Origin of the sequence: Dyadobacter sp. 32 (assembly GCF_902506755.1) — a bacterium.
Taxonomy (GTDB): Bacteria; Bacteroidota; Bacteroidia; order Cytophagales; family Spirosomataceae; genus Dyadobacter.
In genome coordinates this window covers 6,072,271-6,087,334 of record NZ_LR735258.1, presented here as the reverse complement: position 1 = coordinate 6,087,334, position 15,064 = coordinate 6,072,271, and the positions used below count along the sequence as shown (strand labels likewise).

14 protein-coding genes are annotated in these 15,064 nt (G+C 44.6%); 6 read left to right on the top strand and 8 right to left on the bottom strand.

All coding sequences use genetic code 11. From position 1 onward, the window contains the following. The first annotated feature begins 219 nt into the window (after positions 1–219). Together DYADSP32_RS24935 and DYADSP32_RS24930 are read left to right on the top strand one after the other, a co-directional pair. Entirely contained in the window at positions 220–675 is a 456-nt protein-coding gene (locus DYADSP32_RS24935; RefSeq protein WP_149240221.1) for a sigma-70 family RNA polymerase sigma factor, read from the top strand. A gap of 12 nt (positions 676–687) precedes the next feature. Further along, positions 688–1,146, top strand: a complete 459-nt coding sequence (locus DYADSP32_RS24930) for a hypothetical protein (RefSeq protein ID WP_414618040.1) — start codon at positions 688–690, stop codon at positions 1,144–1,146. Positions 1,147–1,210: 64 nt separating this feature from the next. Here the strand turns inward: DYADSP32_RS24930 and DYADSP32_RS24925 are convergent, their stop codons facing one another. From DYADSP32_RS24925 to DYADSP32_RS24910, 4 genes are all read right to left on the bottom strand, one after another. Beyond that, positions 1,211–2,350 (bottom strand): MBL fold metallo-hydrolase, encoded by a 1,140-nt coding sequence (locus tag DYADSP32_RS24925; protein WP_414618039.1) that lies wholly within the window; start codon positions 2,348–2,350, stop codon positions 1,211–1,213. 110 nt (positions 2,351–2,460) lie between these two features. After that, entirely contained in the window at positions 2,461–2,931 is a 471-nt protein-coding gene (locus DYADSP32_RS24920) for a Dps family protein (protein WP_149240222.1), read from the bottom strand. 177 nt (positions 2,932–3,108) lie between these two features. Next, entirely contained in the window at positions 3,109–5,040 is a 1,932-nt protein-coding gene (locus tag DYADSP32_RS24915) for a M56 family metallopeptidase (RefSeq protein WP_149240223.1), read from the bottom strand. 22 nt (positions 5,041–5,062) lie between these two features. Then, positions 5,063–5,419, bottom strand: coding sequence for a BlaI/MecI/CopY family transcriptional regulator (locus DYADSP32_RS24910; RefSeq protein ID WP_149240224.1), 357 nt, complete (start codon positions 5,417–5,419; stop codon positions 5,063–5,065). Positions 5,420–5,734: 315 nt separating this feature from the next. On the opposite strand from DYADSP32_RS24910, the gene ispF reads away from it, so the two are divergent. Together ispF and DYADSP32_RS24900 are read left to right on the top strand one after the other, a co-directional pair. Continuing rightward, on the top strand, positions 5,735–6,247 hold the full coding sequence (gene ispF, locus DYADSP32_RS24905; protein ID WP_149240225.1) for a 2-C-methyl-D-erythritol 2,4-cyclodiphosphate synthase: 513 nt from the start codon (positions 5,735–5,737) through the stop codon (positions 6,245–6,247). Beyond that, entirely contained in the window at positions 6,244–7,383 is a 1,140-nt protein-coding gene (locus DYADSP32_RS24900) for an amidohydrolase family protein (RefSeq protein WP_149240226.1), read from the top strand. Before ispF ends, DYADSP32_RS24900 begins: the two co-directional genes overlap by 4 nt. A gap of 65 nt (positions 7,384–7,448) precedes the next feature. Here DYADSP32_RS24900 and DYADSP32_RS24895 read toward each other — a convergent pair whose 3' ends face one another. Next, a complete protein-coding gene (locus tag DYADSP32_RS24895) occupies positions 7,449–8,567 on the bottom strand; it encodes a tetratricopeptide repeat protein (RefSeq protein ID WP_414618038.1) in 1,119 nt (372 codons plus the stop codon). 145 nt (positions 8,568–8,712) lie between these two features. On the opposite strand from DYADSP32_RS24895, the gene DYADSP32_RS24890 reads away from it, so the two are divergent. Continuing rightward, complete coding sequence (locus DYADSP32_RS24890) at positions 8,713–9,951, top strand: M16 family metallopeptidase (protein ID WP_149240227.1); 1,239 nt, start codon at positions 8,713–8,715, stop codon at positions 9,949–9,951. Positions 9,952–10,005: 54 nt separating this feature from the next. On the opposite strand, the gene DYADSP32_RS24885 is transcribed toward DYADSP32_RS24890, so the two are convergent. From DYADSP32_RS24885 to DYADSP32_RS24875, 3 genes are all read right to left on the bottom strand, one after another. Continuing rightward, entirely contained in the window at positions 10,006–10,938 is a 933-nt protein-coding gene (locus DYADSP32_RS24885) for a glycosylase (protein WP_149240228.1), read from the bottom strand. A 102-nt stretch (positions 10,939–11,040) separates the two neighbouring features. After that, on the bottom strand, positions 11,041–12,366 hold the full coding sequence (locus tag DYADSP32_RS24880) for a purple acid phosphatase family protein (protein WP_149240229.1): 1,326 nt from the start codon (positions 12,364–12,366) through the stop codon (positions 11,041–11,043). Positions 12,367–12,522: 156 nt separating this feature from the next. Continuing rightward, entirely contained in the window at positions 12,523–13,812 is a 1,290-nt protein-coding gene (locus tag DYADSP32_RS24875) for a M16 family metallopeptidase (protein WP_149240230.1), read from the bottom strand. A gap of 89 nt (positions 13,813–13,901) precedes the next feature. On the opposite strand from DYADSP32_RS24875, the gene DYADSP32_RS24870 reads away from it, so the two are divergent. Continuing rightward, complete coding sequence (locus tag DYADSP32_RS24870; RefSeq protein ID WP_149240231.1) at positions 13,902–15,029, top strand: glycosyltransferase family 4 protein; 1,128 nt, start codon at positions 13,902–13,904, stop codon at positions 15,027–15,029. The last annotated feature ends 35 nt before the right edge of the window (positions 15,030–15,064 follow it).

The following is a 15,064-nucleotide window of genomic DNA, read 5'->3' as shown; positions in this document are numbered from 1 at the left end:
AAGATTAACCACATTTGTTGGTAGAATAGTTTCTAGCTTTGTCGTAGGTTCACTGAGAAATTCGACTCGAAATCCAGTAAGAACATTCATATACATGGCTTTCCCCAGAAACGGACTTTATACTGACTATTACCGACAAATCCCCGTTCCCTTTTATCTCCTTCATCACCATTCAGATTTTTAACCTTTCAAATCCAGGATTAACCAAATTGCCGTTTTATGAACGAATTGGAAAGAACAAATGATGGGGTTCAAGTCGCCGCACCTGTCATGCCCGCCAACAAATTAACGCCATTAGAGGTCTATGATCAATTTGGCTCAATGGCTTATGGCATAATTTTGCAGATCGTCCCACAGCCTCATCTTGCTCAGGAAATACTTGTAAGTGTTTTTTCTTCTCCCCTGTTACAAGCCTGCAACAGCTACCCTTTCACGTTTGCCGTATGCATTATTAAGCTGGCCAGGGCAAAGGCAGTCGAAGCCAAACGTAAGCTTTCCGATTTCTCTGCCTTAGGCAATAACAGCGTTCCGGCGGACAGGTCACCCGAAGCAATATTCGACCTTTCATTCCGCCAGGGTTACACACCTGATGAGGTCGCAGAAAAACTTCATCTGACCAAATCGGAAGTGATTAAAGCTTTTCATGACTTTTTCAAATCTTCTCTCAATTCTTAAATCATACACACATTGAACACGAAGGATATTATTGAAAGCGGAGTTTTGGAGTCCTATTTATTGGGCTTGTCGTCGCGGGAAGAAGAAGAACAGGTTAAACAGCTCATTCAAAGCGAAGCGCAAATCGGCACGTATCTGATCGACCTGGAGAATACCGTACAGACTTACTTTACCGCAAGTGCTGTTCCTCCGCCGCCAGAGACCAGAGATATTATTGAATTAAGGGTTGGTAATGGCGAGATTCGAAAGCCCAAACATGTATTCAATCGAGACAAGCAGGATCACCAAAGTCAGTATCTTGAAATAGAGGTTAATGATACCCATATCAAAGTGCACAAATACTGGCGTCCGGCTTTCATAGCGGTATTCATCTTATCCAAAATATTCCTTATTGCCGGTCTGTACTATTACTTCAAAAGCGCCAATCAGCAAGAAGAAATCAACCGATTAAAAACGGAGATCCGACCATAGTAAGCTGGTTACCCCAATAATAGGAGCGCCCTGAAAATGTAGGTTTTCAGGGCGCTTTTTTTTGTCAAGGTTTTTCCAATTCGAGCTCCCACCAGTTCTGGTTCGGATAGTGTGAACCGATAACGATCTGCTCGCCGATCATGGGCGTCGTCAGTCGTAAACGTAGTTCTTCTGCTTTTTTGGAAATGCGAAAGATGGGCTCATCCCAGGGGTGGAACCCGAGCGCGAACTTCCCCCAATGCACCGGCCATACGATCTTTGCACCCAGATCAATGCCCGCTTGTGCCGTTAGCTCCGGCATCATGTGTATATAGGGCCACCATTCGTTGTACTGCCCACATTCCAGGATGGCGAGATCAAAAGGACCGAACTTTTTACCAATCTCCGCAAAATGCTTTTCATATCCCGAATCGCCACCGAGGAACAGATTATAATCGCCGGATTGTAACACATAGGATGACCATAACGTTTTTCCGCTTTTAAAGCTTCTACCCGAAAAATGTCTTGCCGGTGTGGAGGTGATTTTCATTCCTTCAATGGCATCAGAACCCTCCCACCAGTCCAGCTCTGTAATTTTATCCGGCTTTATGCCCCAGTATTCCAGGTGCTCCCCTACCCCAAGTGGCACCACAAACCGGGTGGGAGAGTTGGCTAGTTGCTTGATCGTTTCGTAATCCATGTGATCGTAATGATCATGCGATAAGATCACATAATCAATAGCCGGCATATCGCTCAGTCCATAAACATCTGTACCGTCGAAATTTCTGGTTCCCAACCACTGCACGGGCGAAATCCGTTCCGAAAATACAGGATCCATCAGTATATTCTTGCCATCCATCTGTATAAGGTACGACGAGTGTCCAAAGTAGGTCAGTGTTGGCCTGGGAGATGGTGCCGCCTTCAAATCAGTCCGCACCGATGGCAATGCTTTGGGTGGAGCTACATTCGCTGCTTTCACTATAAATTTCAGAAGCATTCGGAGGTAGCTCGCATCTTCGCTTTGTAAGGGTGTATCTGTGAGATTCGTGAAACTTCCATTCACATAGTTGGGCGATTTTTTTATCCTTTCCAGCCTGGCACCCTCAGGGTGTTTCCCAAAAGACTTTTGCTGAATAAATACAAATATGGCCAGGCCAAGAACAAGAATAAGGGCCAAAAACGTCATCATCATTGTTTTTAGAATACGTTTAATGCGTGCTGTCATTAAGTTATACGGGCTAAATCTTCTCTCCAATTATCATTGCCCTATAGACATAAAATGCCGGCTCATGTGAAGAGGCCGGCAAAGTAATATATAATCCTGAAATCCAGTAACTATTTCAAAAAAGCCCGTAGCATCCAAGCCATTTTTTCATGCTCACGAAGCAACCCTGTAACATAATCGCTAGAACCCAGATCTTTGTGTGTATCAGCAAAGTCGGTGATCAATACACGCAGGATGCGGATGATGGTCTCATGGTCGTCGAGCAAATTTTTTAACTGAACTTTCTCATCCGTTGTGTATTCCGGTTCAAGAAGATCCGTCAGTTTCAAGATATCAACAAGACGGGCTTCTGAATAATGACCAATGGCACGGATACGCTCTGCAATGTCATCCATGATCACCTGAAGCTGCTCGTATTGTCCTTCAAACAATTTGTGCAGTTCGAAAAAATTCATCCCGCCGATATTCCAATGGTAGTTGCGGGTTTTGGTATAAAGTACAAACTCATTTGCCAACAGTTTGTTCAACTGAAAAGCAACGGCCTGCGTGTTGCAGTCTGAAATTCCAATGTTTGTTTTCATGATTTGACAATAGATGGTTTGATAAAACTTACCAATTCTGTTAACAGTTTAACCCAATTAGCGATGCAAAAAGTGCTAGAAAGAGCTTTTATTTAAACTATATTTTTACCAAACTTAGCGAATTGAATCAAACCTGAAATTAATCTTAAATTAAAAAAGTGCTTGCCCCACATCAGCTTATTTGACCGCCAGATCGGGCCTTTCGTTAACTTCTTCCACAGGCCTTGTCTCGATCCACCAGAGCTTTTTCAATTTCCCATCGTAATATCTGGCCAGGTTCCCTTTGAAAAGAAAAATTCTCTTAATGTCCTCCTTTGCTGGTCGAAGATTGCTGCCAATACCATTCACCTGACGAAAACCTTCCAGCATATAAGCATCATTTTCAAGCACAGAAAGATCAAATTTCTCAATATCCACGGTTACAACGTTGTCTTTGGAAACTGACGCAGCAGGGGGAGCTACCTTACTGGTAGGGAATGTGTAGAAATACATCTTTGACGCCAACTTAGGATTAAAAAAACTACTTCCGGAGCCCGGTGCTCGCTTGACATTCAAATTAACCACTCTCGAATACTCGAAGGCGTCGTTAATCTTCTGATACGTCACCTCTTTTCCGTCCAGAAAAAATTTCAGTTCATTGACATATCCGATAAGTCTTCTTTCTCTGTCGAAATAAGCATTCTGATATTTGGTAACCTCTTTATTAGCCCAATGATATTTGTTTCTAAAGGTCATAACAAGGTTATATAGAAACCCGCGCTCTTTGGCTTTGCTCTGCAAAAACGTGAAGGCAGCCTGAGTTACATCTGCAACTTTGCCGTTAGGAAATTCGAAATTTTCCCAGAAAACTTCTGTCTGTAATTCGCTTGCCTCGTTTTTTGCGACAAAAACAACCTGCGATGTACCATAAATTGCGGAACCACTCGTACCGAAACCTTTGTATTCTTGGGTTTCATAATCGATTCCAACACCTCCGATCGAGTCGTTAGAATTGATTCTTTCAAAATAAAACCCGTTGCGATCTGTCAATATCGTTTTGTAAAAGGTGTCATTAATGGAAACTTTTAAAGGCAATCCCACAACGGGCAAACCAGTTTGCCCATCCAATACAATCCCTGCAAGGTGCCCGGGCCTTGTCATTTTCGCGGGCTGCATACCCGCATAGAAGCGCGTTATTTCACCCTGAGAGGTTGTATCTGCCTTATTTCTAAATATGATGACGGAAAGGACAAGTAAGGGTAAACCGAATAAAAAGGTCAACAGAAAAATAGGAGCCGTTTTGTTCTTATTCATCATGATGATACGTCTTTTAAGTGACGAAAAGTTGAACTGATTCGCAAGCCATACCTCGGGCACACCCACAACTTTCAGTAAGAGATATTGATATTCCCTGGCATTCACACCATGCTCGAGCACTGCCCTGTCTGCAATGTATTCATGGTTTTGCCGTATCGCATGACGAATCATCCAAGCGAATGGGTTATACCAGTTTAAAACACAGAGTATCTCGGCCCAAATGATATCTACGGAATGCCTCTGCTTTACATGCACCAGTTCGTGAAGAAAAATCTCTTGCAACTCGTTCTCTTCATGCAAGGCAGGGTTGACAAAAATGCCCCTGCCAAAAGAAAAAGGCACAATTTCCCGGCTTGTATAATATATTTGAACATCCTCATCGGTGATAAGTGCAGCTTTCCTTTTGATACTGAGATAACAAACCCAGTTTATCGCGAGCCTGATGACCATCACGAGCACCCCAAGAATAAATAAACCAATCAGTACTTGCTGCCAGAGCTCTAATCCTGCAGATGAATCAGGTTCCTGAACAACGAAGGGAGGCGCACCCTCCTCTGAACTTCCCATTTTTACAAGGGTAAGATCCTGAACGGTCGGAATGGTTTCGACTAATTTACTTTCAATGAATTGACCATTTTCCAGCGCCGGGCTGATATTAACAAACGGAATGACGAATGAAAGTGCACTGTAAATCAACAAGTACCATCTGTTCCAATTGTAAAAGGTATGTCTGCGCAACACAATCAAATAAAACAAACTGGTCGCGGACAGACCAATAGTCAATTTAATCAGGTAATCAATGAATGGAGACATGGCTGAATTCTTTTATATGTGGCTACTTTTTACCTTCTATTAACCCAATGATCTCTTTCAGCTCATCCGCTGAAATTTTATTTTTCTCCACAAAAAAACTGACCAGCTCCTTGTACGAATTCTCAAAATAATCTCTGACGACGTTACCCATAAACTTTTGCTTGTAAGTCTCTTCCGTTACTGCGGGCGAGTAAATGAAAAAATTACCTATCGGTCGGCTTTGAACATACCCTTTCTTTTCAAGATTTTTCACCGTTGAAGCCAGTGTGGTATATGGTATTGTCTCACTCATTGCTTCCATAAAAGACTTGATTGTGCCCTCCCCCGTTTTCCAGATTGCGATCATTGCTTCTTCCTCTTGCTGTGTTAGTTTCTCCATTATTACGAATTTTTCGTAATACTACGAAACTTTCGTAGATCGTCGCAAATAGTCGCGATTTTATTTTTAAAAGAACTGCCACGATTTCCTATGCGGCGATTGAAGAGCCCGCTTATCCCCTCTCAAAAGTATCCAAGCCAAAGATTTCCAGTCGATTGCCTGGCGGCCCTGCCGACTGCCGATTGCTGAGGGCCACAATAGCCTGGAATTTAATTCGTGTCAAAGCCTGACCCATTGTTTTTATTAAATGCTTAAATTGCCCATTCACTTTTTTGTGCTGCGCCATACAGCACCTCAATACGATAAAATTTCAATATGTTTCCATTCCGAATAGGACAAGGCTACGACGTACATCAACTGGAAGAAGGCCGGCCGTTCTGGCTTGGCGGGATTTTAATACTTCATTCGCACGGCGCCAAAGGGCATTCCGACGCCGATGTAGTTTGCCACGTAATCTGCGATGCATTGCTTGGAGCGGCGAACATGCGTAATATCGGCTATCATTTTTCGGACAAGGATCCACAGTGGAAAGGCGTGGACAGCAAACTACTATTGGCGAAAGTACTGGAAATGGTCAGGGAAAAAGGATTTGAAGTCGGAAACATAGACGTCACCGTGGTACTTCAAAACCCGAAGCTGAACCCACATATTCCAGAAATGAAGTCCTGCCTGTCGCAAGTGATGGCTGTTTCAGAAGAGGATATCTCCATCAAGGCCACCACCTCTGAGCATCTGGGATTTGTGGGGAGAGAAGAAGGCATCGCTGCCCACTGTGTGGCTTTGATATACAACACAAGCAGTATAACATTTCAAAAATCTGATCAATGAAATTCGTTAAAATACTTACACTGTCAATAATACTGGGCACTTCCTATCAGGCTTGCAAAGCCCAGGAACCCTCGTCTGTCACGCAGCCGCTTGGTTTTGAGGAGTATGATCCCATTTCCACCCTCAAAGTAGACGAACACATCACGCGACGAGCCAAATTCCCGTTCATTGATGTGCATAACCATCAATACCAGATGCCGACACAAGATCTGAAAGCATTAACCAGGCAAATGGACAGCTTGAATATGGGCATCATGATCAATCTCAGCGGACGCGGCTGGACTCAGGAGTGGGCCGATGGAACGGCCACGTTGAAAGGTTCTTTGGAAAATGTGGCTAAAAACCAACCCAAACGCATTGGCATTTTCACCAATCTGCAATTCAAAGGATTTGGAGAAAAGGACTGGACAGCAAGGGCTGTGAAGCAGCTGGAAGAAGATGTAAAAATGGGTGCCAAAGGCCTCAAAATTTATAAGAGCCTCGGTTTCAGCGGCATTAAAGATGACAAGGGAAACCGAGTTGCCGTGAGCGACTCCCGTCTTCAGGCTGTTTGGCAAAAATGTGGCACACTCGGTATTCCGGTTCTGATTCATACCGCCGACGTCCCATCATTCTGGGATCCGATGGACCGTTATAATGAACGCTGGCTTGAATTAAAAACACATCCGGGGCGTCGCCGTGGCGCCAAGGATCCGGTACCTTTTGATTCGCTCATTGCCGAGCAGCACAAAATTTTCCGTGACAATCCGAAAACCATTTTCATCAATGCACACATGGGCTGGTATCCCAACAACCTTAAAAAACTGGACAGCCTCATGACTGCCCTGCCAAACATGTATGTGGAGATCGGCGCGGTGATAGCTGAGCTAGGTCGCCAGCCAAGGGCGGCGAAAAAGTTTTTTGACAAATATCAGGACAGGGTGCTTTTCGGAAAAGACAGCTGGGTACCGGCAGAATACGCCACCTATTTCAGAGTGCTGGAAACAGAAGATGAATATTTCCCCTACCATAAAAAATACCACGCATTCTGGCGCATGTACGGGATGGGGCTCTCAGATGATGTGTTGAAAAAACTTTATTACAGAAATGCTTTGCGGATTATCCCGGGGTTGGATAAGAGTTTGTTTCCGAAGTAATTGCAGCACCTATTTCATTGAGCCTTGAATGGTATAGAAAATCAAAGGTCCTTTCACCCCACACACTACATAAACCCTTTCGCCTCAGCAATCGTCGTTGTGTATTCAGCCTTTTCAAGGCACTTTTTGTAGTATTCCCTGGCCTTGGCTTTATTCCCGGCCCGGGCAGCAATCCGCGCCAACCCCGCATACGACATCGCATGGTATTCTTTGGTATACTGATCATCAAACGGTGTGCGAAGGGCAAGAAGATATTCTTTCTGGGCGGCGGCATCATCCTTCTCCTCCTTCTCCTGTATCAAACCCTGGAAAGTATGCCAGGCCAGCGGGTAAAAGCTGGTGGTATTTTTTTTCAAAATATTGATACCGGAAACCGCCTGCGTATAACGCCCGGAAAGCAGTAGAGACTCAATATGCGTCATCCGATAGATCACGTTTTGCGGATAAAGATCCATCAGTTTCTGCGCATAGGGCATGGCTTTATCAGGCTTACCCTCATGTTTCAGATAAATTCTGGCCAGGTAATAACACGATTCTGCCCTGGTAATGGTACCCAGCCTCGTCCCCTGATCGATCTGTTTTAGGCCCAGCACCTTATCACCCTTTTTAAAAAACAACATCACTGGTTTGATAATAGGGTGCTCCTCGGGATACACTTCCACGTAATAATTGTACATGCCCGCGGTGAAGTAAAACTCAGGGTTTTTGCTGATCAGGCTCAGACCTTCCGTTAAGGCATTATAGGCCTTTTTACCCTCCCCGGCCGCATTCATCAGCTCGCCGCGATAATTATAGAGCATGGCCATATAACCACGGGCTACCATCGTGTAAAAAACAGCTTCCGGATTCCGGCTATCCTTACCAAACTTTTTGTTAATCGCAACAAGGCATTGGTTCAGAAGCTGAATATATTCTTTTGATTTGGCAGCGTTATCTTTAATGGGCAGGTATTTCCAGTACAAGACAAATGAATCCAGAATGTAATTTACAGGGTGACCGGGATACTTCGCCTCCACCAGTGCTATAGTCTTCTGCGCCTCCTCGAATTCGTAATTGTAAATATTATCCAGGCTATTCTGGATCATTTTAACGGAGGCCGGGTCATTGAGCAGTTGGGCATTGGTCGTAACTGGAACTATAAAACAAAGAATAACCAGGCAAAAAAAACGGAAATAATATTTCATGGCTTGTGTGATATACTCGAAATGGTTTGGTGGAATCCCACCTGAACATTAGCTTTGTTTATAACCCCAAAAACTTTACCGGGGTTTCGACAATCAGTGAATATTTTGACTGGTTTAATGATAGAATTTTTACTTATCAATATTTATGATTCGCTACGAGCAGTTTACGTTGGATAATGGCCTGAAAGTTTTTGTGCACGAAGATTTTTCAACACCCATGGCTGCGGTTAATATTTTATACAATGTAGGGTCTCGTGACGAAGATCAGGAACGAACCGGATTTGCCCATCTTTTCGAACATTTGATGTTTGGAGGTTCCAAAAACATCCCCAGCTACGACATTCCCGTGCAAAATGTAGGCGGCGAAAACAATGCCTTTACTTCTCCTGATATAACCAATTACTACATCACACTGCCAGCCGACAATGTTGAAACGGCATTTTGGCTGGAATCAGATCGGATGCTGAGCCTTTCCTTTGATCCCAATGTACTGGAAGTACAGAGAAAGGTGGTGATCGAAGAATTCAAGCAACGTTATCTCAACCAGCCCTACGGCGACATGTGGCTCAAATTGAGACCCTTGGCATATCAGAAACATCCATACCGATGGGCAACGATTGGCAAAGACATTGAGCACATCGAACGTGCCACCATGGATGATGTTCAGGATTTTTTCTTCCGCTTTTACAGGCCCAACAATGCCGTGATGGTGGTGGCCGGCGCTGTGAAGTTTGCTCAGATTCAGGCATTGGCGAAAAAATGGTTTGCTGACATTCCTGCCGGTGCGCCATATGTACGTAACATCCCGAAGGAGCCCGTTCAAACAGAAGCCCGGCATCTTGAAACATCCGCCGCCGTTCCGCTCAATTCTCTTATCAAAGTTTTTCACATGCCCGGAAGATATGAAGATGGCTTCTATGCCTCCGACTTGCTGAGTGATATTCTCGGGCGCGGAAAATCTTCCCGTCTGTATCAGGAACTGCTCAGAGATCGACCTATATTCAACAGCATCAGCGCAAGCGTAACGTCATCGCTGGACCCAGGATTACTTTTAATAAAAGGCAATCTTAATCCAGGCATCACATTGGAGGAAGCTGACGAATCAGTGAAAGACGTGTTGGCCAGGCTGGTAAAAGAAGGTGCTCAGGAAGATGAAGTGACCAAGGTGAAAAATCAAACAGAAGCTACGCTGGTATTTTCTGAGGTGGAACTGCTAAACCGTGCAATGAACCTGGCCTTTGCCGCCAATGCCGGCAATGTAGACTGGGCGAATGACGATGCAGAAATTATCAGAAACCTGAGCTCAGAAAATATTAACGACGCAGCCAGGAATATCTTAAGACCTGAGAATGTTTCGACTTTGTATTATAGGGCGGAAGTGTAAAGATTCAAAGATGATCTGAGAAACAAATTCAATTTCAGATCATCTTTTGAATTGTTACTTCCCTTTGGATCCATACACCCTCACCTCCGGATGCATGGTATACATGCGGTAGTGATCTCCTTCCTTTACCACAATTCCACTCGACGTATCATTTCCGATGATCGGATTTTTACTGTATTTTTTCCAATGGATCAGATCCTGGGAAACAGCGATATTCGTTGACCATTCGCGCCAGTCTTTGTACGCCGATGCATGATAATACGCATAATACAGATTGTTGTGTTTGATGATCTGGTTAAATGCCACGGCAAACTGGTCATACTTTTCGGGCCCGCAATTCAGCACCGGCTCGTCCTGCACGTTCGTCCATACTTTTAGATCCGTCGATGTTGCCAGCCACACGGCGGCGTCATTACGTTCATAAAACAAATACCAGGTGCCATTTTCCTTCCACACGGTAGGCGTCCCGAATGGGCCGGGACCAATTGGATTACCGTTTTTCAGACGGATATCCAGTGCCCCCTCATCCTTCCAGTCTGTTTTGTTGCCCGAGGTGAGTAAATGCGTGGTATCCCCCCTGCTTTCGGCAAACATGTAATAAGTGCTATCCGATTTCATGACAAACACATCTTCAACCCAGATCGATTTATGTACCGGATTGTTGGGATGGCGGGTCCAGGTAAGGCCATCCGGCGATGTGGCCAAGCCCAGATATTTGATTTGATCCCCTGTTTTTTTTGTATAACCGGTATACCACATAAAGTAGGTACTATCTTCTTTCAGGATAAACCCCCGCTCTCTGATCTTCTCGTCCCAGGTGGTGGAATCTCCCGTTCCTTTAAAAACCGAATTACTATCCAGGGCTATAAAATCCACCAGCTCAGAAGGGAATTCAGCCGTATTGTCTTGCTTTTCACTTCCTGAGCATCCTGCAAGCCATGTTGCAGCAAGCAACACCAACAAACATTTATTTATAGCAATCATCATAGGTTTGGGTATTAAGTACTAATAAACATTTAGCGCTATATTTTTCACTTATATCTTATTGACTATAAAGCAAATAGCCGTACACTAATTGCTATGAGATACCTAGTTTCTTCTTTCCGGCGAATTTTGAGGGATTTTATCAACGATCTTGTTGATCTTCCCTTTTTGTTTAATCAGTTCAAACGCATCGTAAAGTTCGCCTGTCGCCGTAAATGTTTTGAAGTCCAGAACGTCTTTGTCCACCGTCACCACATGATACAACTGCGTGTACAACGCGGTGCGGTCCATCCAAGGTTTTTTGTCAGAATCCGAACTCGTCATCTTAGGCCCACTCACCGATACCACATACATGGTGCCCGACTTCCCCTTTCCTTCCATCGGAATTTTGGCCATGCCACGTGCATAAGTGTGATCGTGTCCCTGTAGTACCAGATCTACTTTATATTTATCAAAAAGCGGCTTGAAAGTATCGCGCATCCGTTTATTGTCACGGGTCGATTTGGGTGAGTAAATGGGATGATGGAACGTGACACAGGTCCATTTGTTAGGATTATCTTTCAAAATCTTCTCCATCCATAGGCGCTGTTTCTCAAGAAATTCATCCGACTCCTCGGCCTGATCCGAATTCAGCGAAATAAAACGCATGCCCTGGATATCGGAATAGTAACAGGTTTCTTCCAATCCTTCCGGGCCGTTTTCGGGTAACGTAAATTGCGGACGCCAGAAGGCCGACATCAAACGTTTGCCATCCTTATCCGTAATGTGATCATGGTTGCCCGGCGAAGGAAAGCCAGGAATCATACTATGAATAAAGCCGCCCGCCTGAAACCAGTCGCCCCATTCCACATCCCGGTTGGCCCTGTTGACCAAATCTCCTGCATACATCATCAATACCGCTTCCGGTGCTTTTGCATAAGCGTCACGAGCCACACGCGACCATAAGGTCCGAATGTTGGTTTGTACATCACCGTAATAAATAAAGGATAATTTATCACCAGCTTTCCCTGCAGTATTAAAGTGAATCCATTCACTCCAGTATTCTCCCTGACCCACGCGATAGGCATATTTTGTATTTGCCGTGAGGCTGTCAAAAATCACAGAATGGTAGTACGCTGTCGGTGTCGCTTCAAATTCCAGCTTTTCTGATTTTGCTTTAATCCGTTTCACTTTATTTATAAACCTCGGGTCCGCACTTGCCAGGGCAATTTCTGCAAAGCTCTCTGAAATTTGCTCATTGGTTCGCCAGTTAACCGCCATAGCTTTGGAGGGATCGGCTGTGACGTTGAGGATAATCCGATCGGGTTGCTGAAGCGGTTTGTATAGTTCAGCAGGTGACTGCGCAATTACTTTCCTGCTACCCAAAAACGAAACAAACAATAAAAAACTGTAAAAAGCTCGGGTACCAAAACGAGGGAACTGAATTAACATAAAATCGGATTTTAATAAAATACATCACAAGATGTGCCTATTAATTTACTCCCGCCAGAAAGATTCAGGCTACCGTTGTCACAACAATGCTTAAAAAGAAAAAGCCGGTGCTCTGTCTGATCAGAAAACCGGCTTTCATTATTGGTTGCCCAAACCCTACTCTGGCAAAAAGGTCAGGTAGCTAAAATTTTGCTCATTAAACATTTCCTGAGCAATATCCTGCAATTGCTTGGAGGTAATCTCTTCGATCTCCGCAAAAATCTCGGGGAGTGTATCGACCTTCCCTGTATCCAGCAAACTCTTTGCCATCATCAGCATAAAACTCATATTACTTTCCTCGGACATGGCAAGCTGTCCCATGAGCTGCACTTTTGTCTGACGAAGCTGAATCGTGGAAAGCGGAACTTCCCTGATTTTCCGCAGTTCTTTATTGATAAGGGAAATGCTTTTAGCCAGCTGACGAGGTTCCGTACCAAAGAAAACCCCCATAAAACCTGTGTCCAGATACGGCGTATAATTTCCTTCTATTGAATACACAAAGCCATTTTTTTCCCTGAGTGAAAGGTTAAAACGAGAGTTCATTCCAGGCCCTCCCAGCAAATTTACCAGCATAAAAAACGGCAGACGTTTGTCGTCTGCAAGCGCGTAAGCAGGCTGCCCCATGGCACATTGTGCCTGAGAAATGGATCGTACTTTTTCCTGTATAACAGGCGCATACATCCCCGGCGCACTTCTGATGCGTGAGGTTGTCCGATGTGGAATACTGCCCAGGTACTTTTCTGCAACTTTCACGACCTTCGAAAAAGGCAGCCGGCTTACCGAAGAAACTACGATTCGCTCGGTATCAATATTCCCGTCAATGAATTCAAAAAGTTGTTTACGGCCGAATGAATTGACGGTTTCAGCGGTACCCAAAATGTTATTTCCCAAAGCATGACCAGGGAAAACAAGCTGATCGAAATCATCCTGAATGGCGTCCTCGGGCGAGTCCACGTACATGGACATTTCCTCCAGAATCACATTTCTTTCACGTTCAATTTGCTTATCCGGAAATACCGAATGAAAAGTAATGTCGGCAAGCAAATCCATCGCCTTGTCGAAATGAGCATCCAAAACCGAAGCGTGGAAACAGATTTTTTCTTTGGTCGTGTAGGCATTCAACTCACCACCCACATTTTCCAGCCGATTGATGATATGAAAAGAGCTTCTTTTTTCTGTCCCTTTAAACGCCATGTGCTCCCAAAAATGAGCGAGGCCCTGCTGGTGCGGCAGCTCATCGCGACTTCCGATGTCGAGCATAATCCCACAATGCGCTATCTGCGTATGGGGCACTTGCTTGTGTGCGATTCTTATTCCATTTGAAAGCGTGTGCAGTTGGTATTCGTCTTTTATAACCAGAGAAGGCTTTTCAGTATTAACAAGCTTCCGCATATAATTTCTCTTCATTCCTTAATAACACAAAATACCTGCCAATAAATTTCGGTGATATGTACAAAATTACAGACTTTTGCCTGAAACCCCTATAAGAAACAGGTATGCGTATCGGATTTGATGCCAAGCGGGCTTTTAATAACAGGACCGGGCTGGGTAATTACAGCAGGTTTGTGCTTGATGCGCTGGTTACGCACGAGCGTCAAAACCAGTACCTGGCCTATACCCCAAAGATCAAAAACGGTCTTTTTCCTGATTTCCCGGGGGAGTCAACTAGGCTGCCCCAATCCTGGTTTGATAAAAAATTCGGAGCTTACTGGCGTTACAGAAACGTGACCCGACAACTCCAAAAGGACAAAATTGATGTTTTCCATGGTCTGAGCCACGAGCTGCCACTAGGTTTGCGTGCAGCCGGGATAGGCTCTGTGGTAACCATGCACGATCTCATATTCGAAAGGCTCCCGGCATTATTTAATCCGATCGACCGGTGGATCTACCACCATAAATTCAAATCCGCCTGTACGCGCGCCGATGCGATTATCGCCATCAGCGAACAGACGAAAAGAGATCTCGTTGAACTTTACAACGTTGATTCAGAACGAATTCAGGTGATTTATCAGGATTGTAATCCGATTTTCAAATATCCGGTTCCCGAGGAAGCACGTCAGGAAATCGTTGAGCAGTATGGAATAAATTGTCCTTACATACTGAGCGTAGGTACGCTCGAAGAACGTAAAAATCAAATGAGGCTGGTTCAAGCCTTTGGTCAACTGCCGCCCAACGACTGGCAGCTGGTTTTGGTAGGACGAGCCACCGCCTATGCCGACAGGATCAGGGAATTTGTGAAGGCTACGAAATTAGAAAAACGTGTACTGATATTAGAAAACGTACCTACAGATCACCTGCCAGCACTTTACCAGCACGCTTCTGTATTTGCATACATTTCCATTTATGAAGGTTTTGGCATACCCATTCTGGAAGCCCTGAATAGCGGAACACCTGTACTGGCAGCCAAAGGCTCCTGCCTTGAAGAAGCCGGTGGGCCGGGCGGCCTGTATATTGACCCCATGGATGTGGCAGACATTGCTTTGGAGCTGGAAAAATTGATCTCAAATCCACAGTTGAGAGATTCCCTTGTCACAGCCGGAAGGAAATACATTGAAAGGTTCCGAGGAGAGCATATTGCAGGACAGCTAACAGCCCTTTATCAGGAAATAGCTAACCGTAAATAATCAATAAAAATGGCAGCTCTGATCTGGAGCTGCCT

What these genes read in the sequence shown, in the direction of transcription:
- DYADSP32_RS24910 (WP_149240224.1), bottom strand. Translation starts at nt 5,419, where the DNA reads ATGGAGAAACTAACACAGCAAGAGGAAGAAGCAATGATCGCAATCTGG.
- DYADSP32_RS24915 (WP_149240223.1), bottom strand. Translation starts at nt 5,040, where the DNA reads ATGTCTCCATTCATTGATTACCTGATTAAATTGACTATTGGTCTGTCC.
- DYADSP32_RS24920 (WP_149240222.1), bottom strand. Translation starts at nt 2,931, where the DNA reads ATGAAAACAAACATTGGAATTTCAGACTGCAACACGCAGGCCGTTGCT.
- DYADSP32_RS24890 (WP_149240227.1), top strand. Translation starts at nt 8,713, where the DNA reads ATGATTCGCTACGAGCAGTTTACGTTGGATAATGGCCTGAAAGTTTTT.
- DYADSP32_RS24870 (WP_149240231.1), top strand. Translation starts at nt 13,902, where the DNA reads ATGCGTATCGGATTTGATGCCAAGCGGGCTTTTAATAACAGGACCGGG.
- DYADSP32_RS24900 (WP_149240226.1), top strand. Translation starts at nt 6,244, where the DNA reads ATGAAATTCGTTAAAATACTTACACTGTCAATAATACTGGGCACTTCC.
- DYADSP32_RS24885 (WP_149240228.1), bottom strand. Translation starts at nt 10,938, where the DNA reads ATGATGATTGCTATAAATAAATGTTTGTTGGTGTTGCTTGCTGCAACA.
- DYADSP32_RS24935 (WP_149240221.1), top strand. Translation starts at nt 220, where the DNA reads ATGAACGAATTGGAAAGAACAAATGATGGGGTTCAAGTCGCCGCACCT.
- DYADSP32_RS24925 (WP_414618039.1), bottom strand. Translation starts at nt 2,350, where the DNA reads ATGACAGCACGCATTAAACGTATTCTAAAAACAATGATGATGACGTTT.
- DYADSP32_RS24880 (WP_149240229.1), bottom strand. Translation starts at nt 12,366, where the DNA reads ATGTTAATTCAGTTCCCTCGTTTTGGTACCCGAGCTTTTTACAGTTTT.
- ispF (WP_149240225.1), top strand. Translation starts at nt 5,735, where the DNA reads ATGTTTCCATTCCGAATAGGACAAGGCTACGACGTACATCAACTGGAA.
- DYADSP32_RS24875 (WP_149240230.1), bottom strand. Translation starts at nt 13,812, where the DNA reads ATGAAGAGAAATTATATGCGGAAGCTTGTTAATACTGAAAAGCCTTCT.
- DYADSP32_RS24895 (WP_414618038.1), bottom strand. Translation starts at nt 8,567, where the DNA reads ATGAAATATTATTTCCGTTTTTTTTGCCTGGTTATTCTTTGTTTTATA.